Genomic DNA, 20,164 nt, shown 5'->3' on the forward strand with positions numbered 1-20,164 from the left:
GTCATTTCAACGCCACCCATGACAGTGGACCGAACAAAGCGCCGGCCAGCCAGTCGTGCGCCTGCCGCGTCCGCACCCCTCTCCGTAGGTGCGCGCCCTCAGCGAGTGAACGGGTTCCCCATGAACGATCTTCTGCACAAGCTGGTCTCCACCGTCATCACCGGCGCGCTGATCGCCCTGGTGGGATACCTCAGCGTGACCGTACGCAGGCGTCGGGTCGCCCGCGAGGAGGCCGCCGCGCCGGCCCCCGTCGAGGACCCCACCCAGAGCCTGCTCCGACAGGCCCAGCAACTGGACGTCAGCCGGGACGAGTTGGCGATCCAGGGCCGGCAGGCAGAGGCACTGGCCCGGGCCGGGGAGGCCGCCGACGCCTGGCGCGCGCTCACCCGGGCCCGGCCGGGGCGGTTCCAGGCGGAACGCAGGGCAGCGCTGGACCGGCTGAGCGAACTCCTGGACGCCGAGGGGCAGGAGCAGCAGGCCGCCCAGATCCGCCAGGAAGCCACCGGCCTTTCCTGACCGAGCGAGGAGAAGCATCCGTGCCCGCCGCGATCTGGACCGGCCGGAACGCCACCCCCGAGCAGACCGCTGCCGACATCACCGCAGCGCTGTGCGACGAACTCGGCCTCACCGCACCACCGTTGGCCATGACACTGCCGGCCGAGAGCACCGGCGTACCGGCCGGCAGTCTTCTGCCCCCGCGCGCACGGTTCAGCGGAATGCCCGTGCCGACGCACTGCTTCCTCTACATCGACGCCCAGTCCCCCAGGCCCTTCGAACTCCGCGCCTCGGTCCTGACCGGACGCTCGGGCATCCGCCGAAGCCTGGGCCTGGGACATCTCCTCTACGCGGTGCCCCTGGAACCAACGGTCACCTCCATCATCGAACTGAACACGCCCGGCGGCGCCACCTCCGCCCGCTTCGAGGGAGCCCCCGCGACCACTGACCGCCTGAACCAGGACGCGCACCTCGTCGACGCGGCCCGCGCGTTGACGCCCACCACGGCCGGACCGGACCGGAACCACACCTGGCAGGTGGCCCGCCGACTGGCGATCGAGCCACTTCCCGAGAGTCCCGAGGGTTCGGTCCTGCTCGTCCAGACCCTGCACCGCCCCACAACCCGCGCCTGGTCCCTCTGCGCCGCCGCGGTGCTGGACTTCGCGGATCGGGTGGAAACGGTCCTGGGGTAGTGCCGGTTCAGGGTCGCGACGCCGCGATCGGCCGGACTTCCAGCCCGCGCGGAATGCCGCCAATGGAGATCACGCTCGTGAGGCGGCTCTCGGGACGTCGACCACGCTCTGCGGTCGAGGGGCACCAGCACTGTCGGGCGGCCACCCCGGGCCGGGCCTGCTCCGCGAACGGGGAGTTCGCCCCTTGCCGGGCTCGCGCGCCTCGTAGCACGACCATGGTCGGAGCCTGGCAGGCAAGCTCCGACCATCTGTTACGACACCCGCTACGGCACCCGCTACGGCACCCACACCCCGGGGCCGCTGGCCCTGCGCTGTTGGCGTGGACCCGTACGGCACTGGCTACCGGGGACGCAGGGGTGGATGTGTCGGTCTGATTCGATGTTCAGGCCATGGACGCTCCGGGGCTTCCAGTCGGTCAGGCCGAGTCGCCTGTCTCGGAGTAGTTGGAGCCGTCATAGAGGTCCCGGACGGTGTGCAGCGCTTTGCCGAAGGTTGCCGCCGCAGTGCAGCCCATCTGCGCCCCGGAGGCACACATCTGCGGGTCGGCGTCGGCTGCTGCACCGGGCCTCGGTACAGGGGCAGCGTTGGCAACCGGCGCGATGAGTGCGGTAGCGGACACAGCAAGGGCAGCCGCTGCGAGAACAGTGCGAAGTTTCGTCATGTGTTGATCAACGACGAGACTAACGGTCGGTAATGTACGTCGAAGGCAAGGTCCACCCAGCCTGAGCCGGTCACGGTCGGCAAGGGTCTCCGCACAATCGTCGCCGCACCCGGCTGGCTGCTCAGACCTGCACGCGCTGCCAGTGGCCTCGCCGGGTCCACTCGCCGTCGTCCTGCGCCCAGCTCGTCACCAGGGCCGCGACCTCGTCGTGGCCCTTCATGGCGTAGGGCGGCGCCACGATGGTGCGGAAGTGCTGGTCGGGTCCGCCGTCGCGGTACTCCACGAGGCAACTCCCGTCCTCCGCGAGGTGGACCTGGATGTAGTACTGCTCCGGATCGCGGCCGTCCGCGCGTTCCACGACGAGGAACGGCAGCGCCAGGTTCAGCTCGCTGAGCAGGTCGTAGAGGGTGTCCGCGTCGGGACTGTCGTGCACGGCCCCGGTAGCGGTGTGGACGCGGGTGGCGGTCATACGGCCTCCTCCGGGCGCAGCACCGACTGATCGGCCAGCGCGACGAGATCGTCCCCGGTCGTCCGGATCGGTCCGTCCGGCCCGTGCACCGTCAGGGTGTCGTGGTACTCCGCCCGGAAGATGGCGCCGAGGCGGTTCTCCCACTCGACATGGCTGCCGGAGGCGCCGGGCAGGAGGGAGAGTTCATACCGCAGGACGTCCAGGGTCGCCAGGCCGCGGTCCGGGCCTTCGCTGTGGCTCCCGGTGCGTTCGTTGCGGTAGCGCATGCGCAGGAAGGGAACCGGGTCGCGCCGCAGTCGTGTGGGCTGCAGGCCGCGGTCGAATTGGTGGCGGGCCTCCGCCAGGCTCTCCGAGCCGGCGAACTCCTGCCGCCAGGCAGGGAAGAGCGCCACCGTCGCCTTGTGGAGGTCGGTGTCCTCCTGGCTGTGGTATTCGTGCACCTCCGGTCCGACGGCGGCGACCGTGTCGAAGTCCCACCCGGGGCAGGCGAGCCCGTCCAGCGTCACCAGCGGGCGGTCGCCGTCGAGCAGCTGTTCCGCGTGGTCGCGGGCCAGTTCCAGCACGGCGCGGGCCAGTGCCGGGTCGTACTCGCCCATGACGCGCATCTCCAGCACGCGGTCCCCGGAGACCACGGCGTCGAACGAGAAGATCATGCGTGACCAGTGCCAGGCGTCCGGCACGCCAGGTACGGGCTCGGCGCCGGGCTGGGCGGCCAGCTTCGACGTCAGGTCCATGATGGGTGGCTCCTCAGGGGGTGGGGCTCCTGCTCAGCAGGAGGAGTAGTTCGGGCCGGTGTCCTGGCGGTAGGTGGAGGTCATCTTGCCTCCGCCGCTGGAGTTGTTCTTGCGGGACATGGGCTCCATGTTATTGGCGTCGTTGTAGAAGTCGTTGCGGGTGGCGCGGTCGGAGTTGTAGCCCGTTTTGTTCCAGTGGTCGACGACCGGGTGCAGGTGCTCGTACGTGAGCTCGTCCTTTCCGGCGGGCACCGGCTCGCCCTTGGAGTTGAACCAGTTGAGCTGGTCCCGTGGGATGCGCTGGCCGGCCTCCGGGTGGCCGGCCGGGAAGCGCGGAACGCCGCCCTGCGTCTGGCCTTCGACCGTCCACTGGCTTGTCATGGCGTCGTGGGTCGACTGTCGGTAACTGCCGGGATATTCGGTGTCGCGGTTGTGGGTCGCCGGACCGTTCGGGTTCGGGATGAAGCGGCCGTTCGGTCCCCGCTGTGGCGTCAGCCCGAGGGGGTCTGCGACGGTGAGCGGGTTGTCGACGTACGCGTAGTGGTTGGGGGCCGCCACCAGCCCCAGTGGGTCGGGGGTGAGGTAGCGGGCCGTCTCCGGGTCGTAGTGGCGGAAGTAGTTGTAGTTCCACCCGGTCTCGGCGTCGGCGTACTGGCCGGGGAACCGCAGGGGGCAGGTGTCCGCCGGCCCGTCGCCGACCGGCATGCCCCAGGCGGTGGTGCGCAGCCGCCAGGTGATCCGTCCGTCCGGGGTGACCAGCTCGGTCGGGGCGCCCGAGACGTCGGTGACCACGGTGTGGAAGTCGACGCGGCCCTCGGTGTGGACGACGGTCTGGGTGAGCGGCCGGTGGGTGCCGGAGTGGTAGTCCCAGACGGTCGCGGTGCCGTCCGACGTCACTTGCTCCGCGAGTCGGGTGCCGTCCCAGACGAAACGGACCTCCTGGGCCGGGCGCCCGTCACCGTCGAGGCGACGCTTGGCGGTGCGCCGGCCCGCCGTGTCGTACTCGTACGTCCAATGTGTGCCGTCGGGCAGCACGGCGTCGGTGAGTTGGTCCGCCGTGTTCCACGCGAAAGAGGCAGTACGGGTCTGGCCGTTGAGGAGCCGCGTGGTGCGGCGCACCATGCGGCCGTCCTCGTCGTACGCGTAGGTGCGGCGTCCGCACCGCTCAAGGCGGTTGCCGGTGAATGTGCGCTCCGGGCCGGCGGTCTGGTCGCCGGGAACCTCGGCGTGGGTGAGGTTCCCGGCACTGTCGTAGGCGTAGGTCTCGGTCCAGTCCTGGGCGCGCACGGCGGTGACCCGGCCATCGGGATCGAGCTCGAAGTGCCGTGTGCCGCCCGCCGAGTCCGTGACGCCGCGGAGGTGGCCGTCCGCGCGGTAGGCGTAGGCGCGGTGCTGGAGGGTGTCGGCACCGCGGGTGACGGCCTGGGAGCTGAGCCGGCCCGCACTGTCCCACTCCTGGGAGAGGACGAGGTCGGGGCCGATGAGGCGGCGCACCTCCCGGTCCGCGTCGTCGAAGGCGAAGCCCACTCGGTCACCCCCGACGTCGAGGGTGGCCGGCCGCCCCGCGGCGTCGTACGACCACGTGGAGAGCACTCCGCTGGGGGTGCGCCGGCTGGTGCGCCGTCCCAGTGCGTCGTAGGTCCAGGTCGTGGTGCGGCCGTTGATGTCCTCGGAGAGCTTGCGGCCGAGGACGTCGTAGGTGTGGGCGACGGTGGTGGTGGCGTTGGCGGACCGCAGCAGGCAGCCGGCCGGGTCGTACGCGAAGGTGGCGATGCCGTCGGGCGAGTGCTCCTCGACGGTGCGGCCGAGCTCGTCGCGGACGAACACCGTGGTGCGGCCGGCAGCGGTGGTGCGGGCGGCGAGATTGCCCGTGGGGTCGGGCCGGTACTCCACGGCCCGGCCCTGGAAGTCGCTCTCCCGGACGAGGTGGCCGACGGCGTCGTATGCGTAGTCCCAGGTGTGGCCGCGCGGATCGGTGACGGTGGTGAGCCGCAGCTCGGTGTCGTGCGCGAAGGTATAGGTGGTCCCGTCGGGGGCGGTGCGTGTGACGGGGATGCCGAAGTGGGTGTACGTGAACCGGGACACCTGACCCAGTCGGTCGGTGTGGGCCACGAGATTGCCCTCACCGTCCCACTCCCATATCTCGGTCGCGCCGTCGGCGAACTCCCGCCACGCCGGCTTGCCCTCGGCGGTCCAGCCGAAGCGCTCGGTGCGCCCGCAGGCGTCGGTGTAGGAGCTGACCCGGCCGAACGCGTCGCGTTCGACGACCGTGGTGTGGCCCAAGGGATCGGTGACTGCCAGTGGCAGGCCGGCCGCGTTGCCGGCCACGGAGCGGGTGTGGCCGAGGGCGTCGGTGACCGCGGACAGCCTTCCGTGGTCGTAGGCGAAGCTGGTGACGGCACCGGTCGGATCCGTGGTGCGGACCTGGTTGCCGCGGGCGTCGTACTCGTGCCGCCAGGTCGCGCCGTCCACCTCGACGATCTCGACCGGCAGGCCCAGTGCGTTGTAGGTGGCGCGGGTGGTGCGGCCGTCGGGGCGGGTGACGATGGTGAGGTTGCCGTCGTCGTAGGTGTAGCTGCTGGTGTGGCCCAGCTCGTCGGTGACCGAGGCGAGCAGGTCCCGGCCGGTCCAGGTGCGGTGCGTGCGGTGGCCCTCGGTGTTGGTCCAACCGGTGAGGCGCCGCTGCTCGTCGTAGTGGTAGACGGTGGTGCGGCCGAGGGAGTTGGTGTAGCTGTTGGCACGGTTGCGGACGTCGTAGGTGAGGGTGCAGGACAGGTAACCGTCGGATCCGGTGCCGCGCACGCAGCGGTCGGCGCCGTCGTACTCCCAGCGGTACCAGCCGCCGTTGCGGTCGACGCGTTCGACGATGCGACCCGTCTCGTCGTGGTGGAAGCGCTCGGTGTGGCCGAGTGCGTCGGTGACCGCGGTGAGTTGGCCGTCGTCGTAGCCGTAGCGTCGTAGGACCGTGCCGGCCTCGCCGTCCTCGGTACCGAGGAGGCGGAGGGCCACGACCCGGTCGCCGTCGGTGTCGACGGCAATGCGGTACCCGCCGCTGTGCCGGATCTCGAAGGGGGTGCCGTCGTCGTCGCGCCAGATGTCGACTCGGTGGCCGTTGCGGTCGGTCACGGTCTGGAGGGGGAGGGTCACCCGGCCGGCCGCGGCCTCCGCCGGGGTCACGGTGGCCGGCATGAAGTGCAGGGTGTGCCCGGTGTCGGGGTCGGTGACGAGGATCTCGCCGGCCGGTGTCCCGTCCCACCGCAGCTCCCGGCGGGGGCCGTGGTGGGGAAGGTTGACGGTGTTCGGGGCCGGCACGTCGTACGAGAGCAGCATGCCGTCCGCGGTGGCGAGCACGAGTCCCCGTTCGTCGGCCTCCAGACGCTGGTCCAAGGTGGAGGCCCAGGAACTGCCGAACCACTGACCGCACCGGTAGGAAGACAGGTGGGTGCGCTCGACGACGAGATCGAGCAGACCGGGCAGGCGCACGTCGGTCGCGCTGAGGATCATCTCGCCCGACACCAGGTCGATGGGGTCGCCGCCCTTGCAGCGGCCGCCCGCCGGCTTGGACGAGCCGACTCCGTCCCGGTTCGCCCCGTCCCGCAGTGAGGGATCGGAGGAGTTCGGCCGACCGGAACCCGGGCCCTTCGCAGGGCCCTTGGGGCCCTTGGGGCCCTCACCCCCCGGCCCGCCCGACGTGTGCGGCGACGAGGAGGGAGAGACATGGGGATCCTTGGGCATGTCACCGTGCCGGCCCTTGAGGATGCCCTCCATCTCCGACGCATGCTTCGCGTCCGTTTCGGCGTGGTTCTTCGCCACCTGCCGCAGACGGTCGCCCGTATCGTGATAGAGGTTCTTGACTGCCTTGCCGGCGTCCTCGCCGAGGGTCTTGCCGAGCCGTTGTGCGCCGTCCTCCAGCGCTTTGACGATGCGGTTCGTCACGCGAAGCTCACCCCGCTCAGCTTGCTCTTGAAGTCCTCGGCGTGCGCCGCCACCGTCTCGGCGTGCTTGGACAGCGCCTGTGAGCGAGCGTGCAGTTCCTCGGGATGAACAGAGAAGCTCTGCCCTGCGCCCCCGCCGCCGGACACCCCGAGGGCCTTGGCGGTGCCCTCGTAGACGAGCCCGCTCACCGCGTTGCCGACCACGTCGACGAGCGGGGTGATGGCGGCCTCGATCACCTGGCCGATGACGTACTGCTCCAACTGCTGTTCCAGATAGCTCGTCGCCTTGCGGGCCGCAGCGATGATGCCGGCCTCCGCGGCTTCGGCGAGTCCGAAGGTGACGGCCGCGGCGGCCTGGTCCGCGACGAACGTCACGGCGAGCACCACCAGTTCGGCGATCGCCGCCGCCTTCATGCCCACGATGACACCGGCCGCGGCGTCCAGCGCGGTCGCCACCGTATGGCACGCGGTCACCAGCTCGTTCATGTGACTGGACGACATCTGGCCCCACTTGGCCATGAGGGCGTCGTAGGAGGCGCCCTGGTAGACCTCGGATAACTGCTCCACCGACGAGGTGGCGTCCTGGTGACTCTGCTGGATGTTGTTGGCGAAATCCCTGACATGGCTACCAAAATCGCGGACCTTGTCCTCGTCGACATTGGGCCAGTGGACACCGATGAAGTCGAGAAACGACACCACCGCGTCGGGTAGTTCCAGTGCCACCGCGCCCCCAGGTGAGAACTCGTCAGACCGCTCGTGGCAACGTATCGCCGCCGAACAAAGCCGAGGTAATCGAAGGGTCAGTTTTGCCCCAGGTGTCGAGGGCGTGCGCCGGGCAGGCGCGCCGACAGGACGCAAATTCGCCAACCCGGGACACACAAAAGCGAAGACCCCCTGACGTTGGCGGGGAACGATGCAGCGGCCCTATCCGGCGGCTCGCCGGCCCCGCGCCCGCCTCCGCCCTATCCGCCGACCGGGTGGGGCGGCGGGACCGTCTCCATATGGACGTGCTCCCCTGTCAGTTGTCGTCCACCTCCTCTTGTTCCATCTGACGGAACTCCTCGTACACAGCCGTCCCCGGCCCCGCCACATGCACCTCGAAGTCGCCCCAGTCGGAGTCGTGGAATTCGCGGAAGAACAAGTTGCCGATGCTGTCGTTGATTTCGACGCTGGCCACGTGCAGGGCCGGAACACGGAACGGCTTCACACGTGGCCAAGGCTCATCGCCCGCCTCGTCCACATGGATGTCGATGCCGAGCAACGGCAGATCGTCGGAGGCGAAGGTCTCCGCGTCGGCCAGATAGAGGTGGTCGTACGGAAGGTCGTGGCCGGCGTCGGGGGCGGCGGCGAGCACCGTCTCGGGCAGCAGGTCCCGGTACTTCTCCTTGTCGATCGGGGTGACATACGAGATGGCCTGGTCGTAATCGCAGACGTCCTGCGAGCCCTCCTCGAAAGCGACGGGCATCTCCAGGGCCTGCAACAGGCGAGCCCAGCCACCGAGGTCGGTGAAGTCGGTCCGCAGAACGGGAGCAGCGTCCGTGCGAGGCAGGTGTATCGGTCGTCGATCGTGATTCATGCCGTGGACCCTAGTACCGGGCACTGACAAGACACGGACGTGCGGGCCCCGCGCCGGTCTGCGTCGTCAGCGTTCCAAGGACCGCTCGGTGCCCGGCAGTTCCTTCGCGATCTGCGATTCTTCTCAGCACGGGCGAAGCGGCTCGCGGCCTCCGACCGGACCTGTTCACGGGCCTGCCCGTGGAGCGCGAGTTCGCCCACTCGCACTGGTTCCGTCGCCTGCGGATCCGCTGGGAGATCCGCGACGACATCCACCAGGCATTCCTCACCCTCGACGTCGACCTTCCCATGAGACGAGCCTTGAGAGGATCATGCCGAGCATGACGATTGCGGACATAGCCGTGGTGACAGGCGCGAACCAGGGGATCGGGCGAGAGGTGGCCCGGCAACTCGCCGCCGCGGGCATGGTGGTCTGTCTCGGTGCCCGAGATGTGGAACGGGGCCGTGCTGCCGCACGCGAGTTGTCGACCGCCGGCGATGTGCGGTTCGTGCCTCTGGACGTGGCGGACCAGTCGCAGGTCGACGCCGCGGCCCGAACGGTCGAGGCAGAGTGGGGCAGGCTCGACGTCCTGGTGAACAACGCGGGCATCGGCGGCACCCGCCCGGCAGTGGAGGAGACCACCGCGGACGATTTCACAGAGGTCATGGACGTCAACCTGCTCGGCGCTGTCCGGACGACGCACGCCCTTCTGCCTCTGCTGCACAAGGCCCAGCGCCCACGCGTCGTGAACGTGACGAGCGGCCGCGGATCGTTCACCATCAGCGACGACCCGGAGCGCATGGAATCCCGGTTGCAGGGCCTGGTCTACCCGGTCTCGAAGACGGCCTTGAACATGCTCACCTACCAGTACGCCCGCGCTCTGCCCGGCTTCCGCATCAACGCCGTCGACCCTGGGTTCACCGCGACCGCGCTCAACAACCACACCGGCACCAGCACACCCGCGCAGAGCGCCGCGACGGTCGCACAAATCGCCCTGGCGATCGACGGGCCCAGCGGACGGCTCTTCGATTCCACAGGCCAGGTCGGCTGGTAGCGAGGCCCGCAGGACCAGTCCACACGGAAGCCGGCGGAGCGGCATCCGGGATTGTCGGGCTGATGTACGACGTCAGTCGGTCGTCCCGCTGTGGGCCTCCTGGGCTCGACCGTCAGCCCCTGTGGCGGTCGAAGCCCATGCGCGGGCGACAGCAAGGCTGTCCTCGTAGAAGCGGTAGCGGGTGATCTCGCCGTCCGAAACGGTCAGTTGGAGCACGAACCAGCTCTCCATCACTGCCCCATTACGTATGACGCGGCTCCGGAAACGGCCCGAGACTGCCGCTTCCGCACCATCCACAAGGGTCCGTTCGACAACGAAATCCTCCTTGGTGACGTATGTGGGGTGCGTGGTGAAGTAGTCGGCGACCTCGGCACGCGTCGCGCGGATGCCGAGCCAGGGGACCTCGACCGCGCCGGGTACGTCCCAGTCCACTCGCTCGGCGAAGAGCGCCGCGACGCCGTCGACGTCTCCCGCGGCGAGTCGGGCCAGGAAGTTCTCGACGGTGTCTCGCGTGCTCGGCGCCGTCGATTCCGCTCGCATCACTTCGTGCCTCCACTGTCTACCGTCTATCGTTTGCGCGAGTTTTGAACAGTACAGTCCAAAATCGAGGCGGGCAACTCAACGCGTCTCGTCGGCATATCGGTGATGAGAACCCTGATCACGACTCTCCTCAGCTCCTGACCTCGAAGGACTTCTTCTCGATCAGCTTGCCGTCCTTGAAACAGAACCGGAAAACCGGCTCCTTGCTCCAACTGCTGCTGTTCTCGGAGGACATCAGCGTGAGGCATGCGGCGCCCTGGGGTGCGGGCGGTGCTCCTCTGTCCAGGTTTTCGGCCAGGAACGAGTTTCCGCGGGGCAGTTTCGCGCGGACCTCTGCTTCTGACTGGCCCACCTGCACCGCGTCGTACTGCTTCGGCTCGATCATGGCCTTGTCGGCCTCCCCCACCAGGAAGACCGCGGCGACGACCCCGAGGACCACCAGCAGGAGGAGGATCAGTGCCGCGATCCCACAGCCGATGGCGACGCCGCTTCGCTTCGTGTTCCTGCTCATGGCCTTGGCCAGCTCCTTCGGAAGACTGTTCCCGTCGATGACCGGAACACGTTCGCCCAGGGGGCCGGCCGGGGTCTGCTCCCGAAAGTCGCCGGTGGGATCGACGAACGTCGTCTCCGCGTCCCCCGGCGAGCGACTCGCGACCCCGCCTTCCGGCGAGGCGTAGGGCAGCACGCCCGCCAGTCGGAAGCCACCGTCCGCCGTCGGGCCCGCGTGCACCATGCCGCCGATGAGCCGGGTCCGTTCGCCGAGGCCGGTCAGACCCTGACCACCGCTCACCACGCTCCGGCCGGCCTCCGCCGTCTGCGGGGCGGGACCGTTCGCGACCTCCACGACCAGCGCGTCCGGCTCGTACCTCAGCTCAATGGTGATCGCGGCACCCGGGGCGTGCTTGTGGGCGTTGGTCAGCCCCTCCTGGGCGACGCGGTACGCCGCGTGATCCGCGGTCGGGGCGAGCGGGCGGGGTTCGCCGGAGCGTCGCAGCTCCACGGCCGTCCCCGCGCTCCGGGACGCCTCCACCAGGCCCTCGATGCCGACCACCCCGCGCGACGGCACCGTATTGCCCTCTTCCCGCACCGCTTGGAGGGCGTGGGTGGCACCCTCCTGGGCGGGCCCCTCGGTCCCGTCCCGGAGCAGCCCGACCACCTCGCGCAGCTCGTGCATCGCGGCCACCGACGCCTCGCGCAGCACACTGACGGCTTCCCGCTGCCGCCCGGTCAGTTCCCGGTCCACCTCCAGCGCCCCGGTGTGGACCGAGATGAGGGTGAGGTGGTGGCCGAGACTGTCGTGCATGTCCTGCGCGATGCGCTGGCGCTCCCGCATCCGGGCCTGGCCGGCGACCATCGCGCGTTCGCGCAACAGCTGGGCGTTGTACTCCCGCAGGATGTCCGTCAGTGTGCGGCGTTGTGACCAGTAGCGGCTGATCAGTCCGGGGACGACGGTCATGACCAGCAGCAGCGGGACGGCGAGGGTGAGGGTCATCGTGAGGGAGAGCGGCTCCTTCAGGAGGCCCAGGCAGAGACTGAGGACGTATGCGGCGGCGAAGGTTCCGGCCGCCTTGCCGACTCCCTCGATCCGCCGTCCGGCCGACCAGGCCGCCACCATGAGCAGGGGCATGAGACCGACGAACACGGACATGCCGGCGGCGGCGAGCAGCAGCACGGTCGCCGGGAGGACCCGGCGCAGGGACGACAACAGTGCGGCGGCCAGACCCACGGCGACGACCCGTACGATCCCGGCGTCGGACACCACCCCCGACGGGATCTCGATAGCCGCCGCCAGCAGCCCGAGCAACGCGCACAGCAGCGTTTCGCCCACGATGCGCCCGGGAGTCCACATCCCCGGGGCGAAGAGTGCCCTGACCGGATCGGTAAGCCGCCGGGGCGCCGAGCGCAGCGCCGCTGCCAGTGCCTGGCGGGCCGAAGCCGTAAGGTCCGTACGTTCCACACGTGTCACGCGGCCACGGTAGGCGGCCACCGCCGGACACCGCATTCGCCATTGGTCGCGACGGCCGACGACTTAAGTCGCTCATCGAGAAGCATGCGTGGACATGCGTGGAGCGGTACGGATCGGGCCCAAGGCGGCGACAACCGCATGCGGATCGCCGACTTGGCGTGCCGGGGGGAGCGACTTTCGTTCCACGGGTCCACCCACGGGGTGAGGTCCGATCGGCCCTTGAGGCTGATCCGCCGGGCCATGCTCGCTGCCAGGCTTGTGGCATCGGCTCCCGCACCGGCGGAGCGCGCCACACACCTTGATCGACCACTTTGACCGACCACTTTGATCGACCATCTTGATCAAGGTGGTCATCCGGTGGGTGCAGACGCCGGTTTCCCGTTCCCCGCCGAGCCGCCCCCGGCCGTTCGCGGAGTCAATTCGCTCTGGCTTCCTCACACTCGTTGCGAAAGTTTGGAATGACGTCATGCCCATCGTTGGTCCCAAGGCCGTACGGGTCGGCGCGCTCAGCGCGACCGTCATAGTGGCCGCCGGCACGGTTGTCGGGTGCGCCGGCAACGAACCTCTGAAGTCCACGTCGAGGCCCTCGTCGACCGTGAACACCTCGTCGTCCTCCTCCGGCCCGGCCACGAGCGAGCTGCCGGCTTCACTGACCGGGCAGAAGCTGAGGTGGAGGCAGTGCGCGGCACCGACTCCCGCGCAGGGCGGCGGCAAGGCCCCGGGTGGCGAGTGGGAGTGCACCACGCTGAAGGCACCGCTGGACTACGCCAAGGCAGACGGCGAGACGATCGGCATCGCGCTGATCCGCGCCAAGGCCAAGGCCAAGGACCGGGGCGGGCGCCTGGGGTCGCTCGTCTTCAACTTCGGTGGCCCCGGCGGCTCCGGCATCACCACCCTCCCCGGCCTCGCCCAGGACTACGACACCCTGCGCTCGCGCTACGACCTGGTCAGCTTCGACCCGCGCGGCGTGGGCGGGAGCGCGGGCGTGACGTGCCTGAGCGACCAGGAGACCGACGCCATGACCGCGGTCGACGGTTCGCCAGACGACGACGCCGAGGTCGAGGCCGCGACCGCCGCCAACAAGAAGTACGTCGAAGCCTGCCGGCGGAACTCCGGCAAGGTGCTTCCCCATGTGGACACGGTGAGCTCCGCGCGTGACTTGGACCTCATACGTACGGTCCTCGACGACAAGAAGCTGAACTACTTCGGCATCTCGTACGGCACCAAGCTCGGCGGCGTCTACGCCCACCTCTTCCCGAAGAACGTGGGCCGCTCGGTACTGGACGCCGTCGTCGACCCGACCCAGGATCCCCTCTCCGCGGCCATCGGCCAGGCAAAGGGCTTCCAACTCGCCCTCACCAACTACATGAAGGACTGCGCCACCAAGATGGGCTCCGGCTGCCCGACCGGAAAGGGCGGGGACGAGGGCAACCAGAAGCTCACCGCGCTGCTGAAGAAACTCGACAGGCACCCGCTGCCCACCCAGAGCGCCCGCAAGCTCACCCAGGACCTGGCAGTCACCGGTATCGTGGCCACGCTCTACGACAAGGAGAGCTGGGGCATGCTGACGATCGCGCTGAGCGAGGCGATGCGCAGCGGCCAGGGCAACATGCTGCTGGCGTTCGCCGACAGCTACAGCGGTCGTGACGAGCAAGGCCACTACAACAACTCCCAAGCCGCCAACCGAGCCATCAACTGCGTGGACGACAAGCGGCGTTACACCGTCGACGACGTGAGGGCGAAGCTGCCGGAGTTCCGCAGGGCGTCACCGGTCTTCGGCGAGTCCACGGCCTGGGGTCTGACCGGCTGCACCGACTGGCCCGTCGCCGGCAAGACCGACAAGACCGAGGTCGGTGCCAAGGGCTCGGCCCCCATCGTCGTCATCGGCAACACCGGCGACCCAGCCACCCCCTACGAGGGAGCCAGGAAGATGGCGAGGGAACTGGGCGACGGCGTGGGCGTCGAACTCACCCTCAAGGGCGAGGGCCACGGCGGCTACAACAGCGGCAACCCCTGCCTGAAGAAGGCCGTCGACGACTACTTGCTGGACGGCAAGGTCCCGGCACCCGGCACCACGTGCTCGTAGCACCGCCCGCGCCTGGGGCGTGTCCGCGATCTCGTCCGCCTCGCGAATCATGAGGTCCTGGAGCGGCAGCGGAATGGCATTGTCCTTTGTGTAGCGCACGAATGTACGTGGCTCCCGGCCCCACTCGTCGGCAGCCCACGGGCGTGCACGCGGTGTCAGACCAGCAGCGCGGCGGCCTGCTGACGTGCCTGGCACAGCCACGATGCGCGCATTTCGTCGGTTGAGTCGGTCACCGTGCGGAAGACGGTGCGGCGGACGTCGGCAACACCTACGTACGGCAGGACGCATGCCGCCCAGATCCTTTGCAGCGGGTCGCCGAACTCACTCTCTTCGCGGTCGACAGGGGTGTCGGAGGTGTTCAGAACGAGCGCCCGGCCGGCCTTCAGCAGCCCTGCGGGCTCCCCGTCCGCGGTGCCCAGCTTGTACGCGACACCGGGCGCGAGCACACGCTGCACCCAGCCGGTGAGGACGGCGGGCGGCATGCCCCACCAGTTCGGATGGACCAACACCATGGCATCAAGGGTGGCCACCTCGGACCGGTGCAGCTCCACCTGCGCGTCACGGGCGGGGGCGGCCGACTGGACTGTCTCCGTCTCGTCGGCGGTCAGCGCAGGGGCGAATCCCTCGGCGTAGAGGTCGTGCGCGAGTACATGACACCCCCGGTCGCGCAGTTCTTCCACGACGGCCGTGAACACCGCGTGGTTGAAGCTGCCTGGACGCGGGTGCGCGAGGTAGACCCCGATCCGCATGGTTCCTCCTGATCGATAGCTGGTCCTCCCCGACTATGCCCTGCCGATTACTGCCCACCACAACTGGGGTCTGCAGCCCGGGCGTTGGAGGTGGCAACGTCAGGCACCCGGCCGTCGACCCCCGGGGTACCCGCTCACCGCGTGCGCCCTGGGGCCCGGTCGGTCCCCGCGTGCCTTCCTGTCCGCGGGGGCCGATCAGGGATGCGAGCCAGTCGGGCCGGGTTCCCCTAAAGCCTTCCGTGACGGCCACCTCGTACGCGGAAGCGCCAGGCACGGGAACGCGGTTCGGCTTGGTGGGGCCGGCCGGCACGGTGTCGGCGAGGCCGGCCTCGGACGCCTCGGCGGAGCAATCCGCCGACGCTCCCCCACCCCGCCCACGCACAGGAGGAGGTCGCCGCGTTCCTCAACCGCGAGGCTTGGCCCCGGGAGCCGGTGTCGCTTACACGCTTGGCCGCGGAGCCTGCTGTCGGTGCCGGCTGGTTTTCCTCGGCGCTGTGTTGGGAGGGGTGCTGCGGTGGGTGTGGTGCCGGGTGAGGGTGGCCAGGGCGGCGATGGTGAGGCCGCAGCCGGTGATGATCCACCACGCGGGGCGGCTCGCGTGGTCGAACGTGGTGGCGGTGTAACCGGTGGCGGGGAGGGTGGCGCCGGTGACCGCGACGCCGAGGGCACTGCCGATCTGGCGGCTGGTGGTGGTGACGGCGGAGGCCACGCCGGCCTGGGCGCGGGGCATGCCGGAGACGGCGGTGTGGGTGAGGGGGGCGTTGACGAGGCCGAAGCCGATGCCGAAGAGGAGGTAGCAGGCCAGGAGGAGCGGGGTGTGTTGCTGGGCACCGAGGAGGGCCAGGAGTCCGGCGAGGGTGGTGGCGGTGCCGGAGAGCACCAGGGGCAGGTGGGGGCCGCGGGTGGCGGTGAGGTGTCCGGCCAGGGGTGGGCAGGCGATGGTCATGGCGGCCATGGGCAGCAGGTAGAGGCCGGCCTGCCAGGCGTGAAGGCCGCGGGCGTCCTGGAGGCCGAGGGCGGCGAGGAAGAGGAAGCCGCTCAGGGCCGCGAAGGCGCACACGGCGCTGAGGGCGGATGCGGTGAACGGGGGCTGGCGGAAGAAGCGCAGTTCGATCAGCGGTTCGCGCTGGGCGAGTTCGGTGACGATCAGTGCGGGCAGTGCCGCGGCGGCGGTGAGGGCGCAGGCCAGTACCTGGGGGGAGGTCCAGCCCGTGGCCGGGCCCTGGATGATCGCGTAGACGCTGGTGGCGAGCAGCACGACGATGAGCAGTTGGCCGAGCGCGTCCAGGCGGCGGGGGTGCGGGGCGCGGGATTCGGGCACCTGGCCGGTCAGGGCCAGCGCGAGGAGGCCGATGGGCAGGTTGATCAGGAAGATCCAGCGCCAGCCGACGGTGTCGACCAGTAGCCCACCGAGCAGGGGGCCGACGGCCATGGTGATGCCCTGGACCGCGCTCCAGACGCCGATGGCGCGGGCGCGTTCGCGGCGGTCGGTGAAGACATTGGTGATGAGGGCCATGGCGACGGGGGTGAGCAGGCAGCCGCCGACGGCCTGGAGGGCGCGGAAGGCGATCAGCCAGCCGAGGGAGGGAGCCAGGGAGCACAGCAGGGAGGCGGTGGTGAACAGGGCGAGCCCGGCGCGGAAGACGCGACGGCGGCCTATGCGGTCGCCGGTCGAGCCGGCGAGCAGCAGCAGGGCGGAGAGGACGACGAGGTAGGCGTCGACGGTCCACTGCAGTCCGGCGGTGGAGGCGTCGAAGTCGCGCTGGATGGCCGGCAGTGCGGTGTTCAGGGCGGTGTTGTCGAGGCTGACGAGGAACAGGGCTGAGCAGCAGACGGCAAGGGCCAGCTGCCGCTGCTTTGGGGACGGCTCGGACACGACATCACCTTGGGGAGAACGGTTCAGGACGGGGTGGGGGAGCGGACGAGAACAGCGGTGGTGCACCGGCCCCGGGACGGCAGGCGTGGGGCCGGTGCACCGTCGGGGTTCACCAGCGCGGGAGTTGGCCGGTGGCTGTGAGGTGGTCGAGCACGGGTGGTGGCGCGGGCGCGGTATCCGTGGGTGCGGGCGGCGAGGAGCCGGCCCTCGTCGAGCCGGAGCCAGGCCACCTTCTCGATCGCCTCGGGCACCGGGGCCTCAGCCGGCGGTCGGGACGCCCGCGACGCGGCGCTCACCGCCGTTGCGTTCCTGCCAGAACCGGTAGACCTCGACGGCGTCCTCGCGCTCCTCGTAGCGCATCGGCAGCCGGCGGTCCTGCCAGGGCTTGGCGAACTCGTCGTAGAAGGTGTCCAGCTCGAAGTACTTGCGGTCGTCGACGTAGTGGGGCTCGTAGGCGTCGCGGGTGGTGAGGAAGACGACCTGGTCCGGCGAGCAGTAGTACAGCGAGCCCAGGCACATCGGGCAGGGGTGGGCGAGTACGTAGATGGTGGTGCCGGTCAGGTGCTCGGTGCCCAGCTTCATGCAGGCATCGCGGATGGCGAGGATCTCCGCGTGGGCGGTGGGGTCATTGGTCTGGGCGACCTTGTTGGGGCTCTCGGCAAGGATCCTGCCGTCCTTGACGATGACGGTCGCGAACGGGCGGCCGCCCTCGGCGACGTTCTGGCGGGCGATGTCGATGGTGCGCTGGACGAAGTCCATGAAAGGTCCTCCAAAGAGGGAAGGGGGATGCGAGGCCGCCGGCAGGCAACTTCACGGGGTTCGGGGAACAAGGCGGGGCGGGCCGGAAGACTGTTTCCGGCCCGCCCCGTTGCCGTCCGTCCGCGACGCCGTGTCGGCGCCGGTCAGAAGGGCTTGGTCGGCAGGTACTTGCCGTCCAGGGTGATGACGGCGCGCTCGCCGCCGTCGGGGTCGGCGACCTTCTTCACGTCGAGCTTGAAGTTGATCGCGGAGATGATGCCGTCACCGAACTCCTCGTGGACCAGGGCCTTGAGGGTCGTGCCGTAGACCTGGAGCATCTCGTAGAAGCGGTACATGGTCGGGTCGGTCGGGATCCGGTTCGGCATCGAGCCGCGGACCGGGATGGTCTGCAGCAGCATCACCGCGTCGTCGTCCAGGCCCAGCAGCTCGGCGACGGCCTGCGCGGAGTCCTGCGGCAGGGGGTGCTGGCCGAGGACGGCGGCGGTGGTGAAGGCCACCGACAGGCCGGCGGCCTCGGCGATCTGCTTCCAGGAGAGGTTCTTGCGGGTCTTGGCCTCCACGGCCTTGGCGGCCAGGGCCTCACGGGCGGTCTGCTCGAACTGGGCGTGCACCATGGTCAGTACGTCCTTTTCTCAGGTGTGCCACTCCACGAACAGGGGTGGGGTGAAGTGGCGAGTGGGTGGGGTGGATACGGGTTCCCGGCACGCTGTCGTTGTCGCGGGCTGGGAACGAGAGCCGGGAGGGTCAGACCGCGAGCGCCGGGCCGGCGGCGGTCAGGTCCTCCACGCGACCGGTGGGGATGTCGTAGACCCAGCCGTGCAGGGCGGCCTTCCCCTCCGCCAGGGCCTTGGCGACCGAGGGGTGGGTGGCCAGGTTCGCCAGCTGCGCGAGCACGTTCTGCCGTACCAGGGCGGGAACCTCACCGGCAGCGGTGGTGCGAGCCTGGGACGCATCCGCGTGCCGCAGCCAGGCGGCGACCGCCGGGGCGCCGCTGAGGTCGTGGCCCTGGGCCAGGGCGGTCATCGCGCCGCACGCGGAGTGACCGCAGACGACGATGTCCTGCACGCCCAGCGCGGCGACGGCGTACTCGATGCTCGCCGCGACCCCGTCGGCCTCGGGCGTATAGGCGGGGACCAGGTTGCCGGCGGTGCGGATGACGAACAGGTCGCCCGGCTCGGTGCCGGTGATCAGCTCGGGCACGACGCGGGCGTCGGAGCAGCTGATGAACAGCGTGTGCGGGGTGTGATGCGTGGCCAGATGCGCGAAGAGCTCCGCCTTGGCCGGGAAGACGTCCCGCTGGAAACGGGCGACGCCCTCGGTGAGGTCCTGCATGGGTCACTCCCTTCGGGTGGTGATCGACCCCTGTGGGCTGGTGAGATCCACCATGCATGACCTGTACCTATAGTGCCCAAGAGTCATTAGCCATAGAAGCTATTAGTGCCATCTATAGTTGCCCCATGGCTGCTCTCGAACTGCGTCATCTGCGCTATCTGCTCGCCGTGGCCGAACACGGCAACTTCACCCGCGCCGCCGAAGAGCTGCACATCTCCCAGCCCACGCTCTCCCAGCAGATCAAGCAGATGGAGCGGACCCTGGGCGTGCAGCTGCTGGACCGCACCGGCCGCACGGTACGGCTCACCGACGCCGGCGCCGTCTACACCGACCACGCCCGGCGCGCACTACGCGACCTGGCCGCCGCCGAACGCGCCGTCCACGACGTCCAGGACCTCTCCCGCGGCCACCTGCACCTGGCCGCAACCCCCACCTTCACCGCCTACCTGATCGGCCCGCTCACCGCCGAGCTCCACACCCGCCACCCCGGCGTCAGCCTCACCCTGACGGAGATGCCCCAGGACCGCATCGAAGCCGCCCTCCTCGCCGACGACCTCGACCTGGGCATCGCCTTCGCCGGCACCCACCTGCCCGGCGTCACCGCCACGCCGCTGTTCACCGAGACCCTCAGCCTCGTCGCCGGCGCCCCGCGCGCCCAGGCGGTGCCGGACCCGCTACCCGCCCGTGCCCTCAAGGACGAGCAACTCGCCCTGCTCAGCGGCGACTTCGCCACCCGCGGCCACATCGACGCCTACTTCGCCCGCCACCAGGTCGCCCCCCGCATCACGATCGAGGCCAACTCCATCCAGGCGCTCACCGAAATCGTCCAACGCACCCCCCTCGCCACCGTCCTGCCCGACGCCATCACCCACGACCACCCCCACCTCACCCCCATCCCCCTCGACCCGCCCCTGCCCACCCGCACCGTCACCCTCCTGCACCGCACCGACGCCTACCAAAGCGCCGCCACCCACGCCTTCACCGACCTCACCCACGACCTCATCCGCACCCGCGGCTACGCCCCGCCCCTGTGAACCCCCACTGAACCCCCACCCCGGAACAGGGCTTCTCCCGAACGGCCCTTCACCGAAGCCTGCCTGGACGCGGGCAGCCGAACGGGGCGAGGAGGCCGCGCTTGCGGAGTGGGCATCCATGCTTGCGGAGTGGGCTTGCGTGTCCGCGGCCAACGCCTGGTGGACCGGCAGGAGCGTTCGGTGACGCCGTACGCCGAGCGGCCGAGACCTCAACCGCGACCGCTTGG

18 protein-coding genes are annotated in these 20,164 nt (G+C 69.9%); 5 read left to right on the forward strand and 13 right to left on the reverse strand.

The features are described 5' to 3' along the window. The first annotated feature begins 120 nt into the window (after positions 1 to 120). Both JNO44_RS06870 and JNO44_RS06875 read left to right on the forward strand, forming a co-directional pair. Entirely contained in the window at positions 121 to 516 is a 396-nt protein-coding gene (locus tag JNO44_RS06870) for a hypothetical protein (protein WP_205362278.1), read from the forward strand. A gap of 20 nt (positions 517 to 536) precedes the next feature. Next, positions 537 to 1,187, forward strand: coding sequence for a hypothetical protein (locus JNO44_RS06875; protein ID WP_205362280.1), 651 nt, complete (start codon positions 537 to 539; stop codon positions 1,185 to 1,187). Between the two features lie 782 nt (positions 1,188 to 1,969). On the opposite strand, the gene JNO44_RS06880 is transcribed toward JNO44_RS06875, so the two are convergent. The 5 genes from JNO44_RS06880 to JNO44_RS06900 form a co-directional block, all read right to left on the reverse strand. Beyond that, positions 1,970 to 2,317: a hypothetical protein gene (locus JNO44_RS06880; protein ID WP_073446127.1), complete on the reverse strand. Its 348-nt coding sequence runs from the start codon at positions 2,315 to 2,317 to the stop codon at positions 1,970 to 1,972. Beyond that, on the reverse strand, positions 2,314 to 3,051 hold the full coding sequence (locus JNO44_RS06885) for a hypothetical protein (protein ID WP_205362282.1): 738 nt from the start codon (positions 3,049 to 3,051) through the stop codon (positions 2,314 to 2,316). The genes JNO44_RS06880 and JNO44_RS06885 overlap by 4 nt, the downstream gene beginning before the upstream one ends. A gap of 33 nt (positions 3,052 to 3,084) precedes the next feature. Continuing rightward, positions 3,085 to 6,987 carry a DUF6531 domain-containing protein gene (locus JNO44_RS44385; RefSeq protein ID WP_205362284.1) on the reverse strand — a complete coding sequence of 1,301 codons (3,903 nt, stop codon included), beginning with the start codon at positions 6,985 to 6,987 and terminating at the stop codon, positions 3,085 to 3,087. After that, on the reverse strand, positions 6,984 to 7,709 hold the full coding sequence (locus JNO44_RS06895) for a WXG100 family type VII secretion target (protein WP_205362299.1): 726 nt from the start codon (positions 7,707 to 7,709) through the stop codon (positions 6,984 to 6,986). Before JNO44_RS06895 ends, JNO44_RS44385 begins: the two co-directional genes overlap by 4 nt. 295 nt (positions 7,710 to 8,004) lie before the next feature. Then, positions 8,005 to 8,562 carry a DUF6924 domain-containing protein gene (locus JNO44_RS06900; RefSeq protein ID WP_205362300.1) on the reverse strand — a complete coding sequence of 186 codons (558 nt, stop codon included), beginning with the start codon at positions 8,560 to 8,562 and terminating at the stop codon, positions 8,005 to 8,007. Between the two features lie 319 nt (positions 8,563 to 8,881). Between JNO44_RS06900 and JNO44_RS06905 the strand changes: the two genes are divergently transcribed. Continuing rightward, a complete protein-coding gene (locus tag JNO44_RS06905; protein ID WP_205362302.1) occupies positions 8,882 to 9,595 on the forward strand; it encodes an SDR family NAD(P)-dependent oxidoreductase in 714 nt (237 codons plus the stop codon). Positions 9,596 to 9,667: 72 nt separating this feature from the next. On the opposite strand, the gene JNO44_RS06910 is transcribed toward JNO44_RS06905, so the two are convergent. Together JNO44_RS06910 and JNO44_RS06915 are read right to left on the reverse strand one after the other, a co-directional pair. Further along, entirely contained in the window at positions 9,668 to 10,135 is a 468-nt protein-coding gene (locus tag JNO44_RS06910; RefSeq protein WP_205362304.1) for a nuclear transport factor 2 family protein, read from the reverse strand. 130 nt (positions 10,136 to 10,265) lie between these two features. After that, complete coding sequence (locus JNO44_RS06915) at positions 10,266 to 11,984, reverse strand: sensor histidine kinase (protein WP_205369448.1); 1,719 nt, start codon at positions 11,982 to 11,984, stop codon at positions 10,266 to 10,268. A gap of 583 nt (positions 11,985 to 12,567) precedes the next feature. On the opposite strand from JNO44_RS06915, the gene JNO44_RS06920 reads away from it, so the two are divergent. Next, entirely contained in the window at positions 12,568 to 14,187 is a 1,620-nt protein-coding gene (locus tag JNO44_RS06920) for an alpha/beta hydrolase (protein ID WP_205362306.1), read from the forward strand. Between the two features lie 155 nt (positions 14,188 to 14,342). Here JNO44_RS06920 and JNO44_RS06925 read toward each other — a convergent pair whose 3' ends face one another. The 6 genes from JNO44_RS06925 to JNO44_RS06950 form a co-directional block, all read right to left on the reverse strand. After that, positions 14,343 to 14,936, reverse strand: a complete 594-nt coding sequence (locus tag JNO44_RS06925; RefSeq protein ID WP_205362308.1) for an NAD(P)H-dependent oxidoreductase — start codon at positions 14,934 to 14,936, stop codon at positions 14,343 to 14,345. A 439-nt stretch (positions 14,937 to 15,375) separates the two neighbouring features. Continuing rightward, a complete protein-coding gene (locus JNO44_RS06930; protein WP_205362310.1) occupies positions 15,376 to 16,812 on the reverse strand; it encodes an MFS transporter in 1,437 nt (478 codons plus the stop codon). Between the two features lie 23 nt (positions 16,813 to 16,835). Then, positions 16,836 to 17,063 (reverse strand): hypothetical protein, encoded by a 228-nt coding sequence (locus JNO44_RS06935; RefSeq protein ID WP_205362312.1) that lies wholly within the window; start codon positions 17,061 to 17,063, stop codon positions 16,836 to 16,838. Positions 17,064 to 17,070: 7 nt separating this feature from the next. Further along, the gene (locus JNO44_RS06940; RefSeq protein ID WP_205362314.1) at positions 17,071 to 17,571 is read right to left on the reverse strand and encodes a nucleoside deaminase; all 501 of its coding nucleotides are present in this window, start codon (positions 17,569 to 17,571) and stop codon (positions 17,071 to 17,073) included. Positions 17,572 to 17,714: 143 nt separating this feature from the next. Continuing rightward, on the reverse strand, positions 17,715 to 18,185 hold the full coding sequence (gene cynS, locus JNO44_RS06945; RefSeq protein ID WP_205362316.1) for a cyanase: 471 nt from the start codon (positions 18,183 to 18,185) through the stop codon (positions 17,715 to 17,717). 130 nt (positions 18,186 to 18,315) lie between these two features. Further along, positions 18,316 to 18,903: a carbonic anhydrase gene (locus tag JNO44_RS06950; RefSeq protein WP_205362317.1), complete on the reverse strand. Its 588-nt coding sequence runs from the start codon at positions 18,901 to 18,903 to the stop codon at positions 18,316 to 18,318. A gap of 125 nt (positions 18,904 to 19,028) precedes the next feature. Here JNO44_RS06950 and cynR point away from each other — a divergent pair, with 125 nt between their 5' ends. Then, a complete protein-coding gene (cynR, locus tag JNO44_RS06955) occupies positions 19,029 to 19,937 on the forward strand; it encodes a transcriptional regulator CynR (protein WP_205362318.1) in 909 nt (302 codons plus the stop codon). The last annotated feature ends 227 nt before the right edge of the window (positions 19,938 to 20,164 follow it).

Origin of the sequence: Streptomyces noursei (assembly GCF_016917755.1) — a bacterium.
In the GTDB taxonomy this organism is placed as follows: Bacteria; Actinomycetota; Actinomycetes; order Streptomycetales; family Streptomycetaceae; genus Streptomyces; species Streptomyces yunnanensis.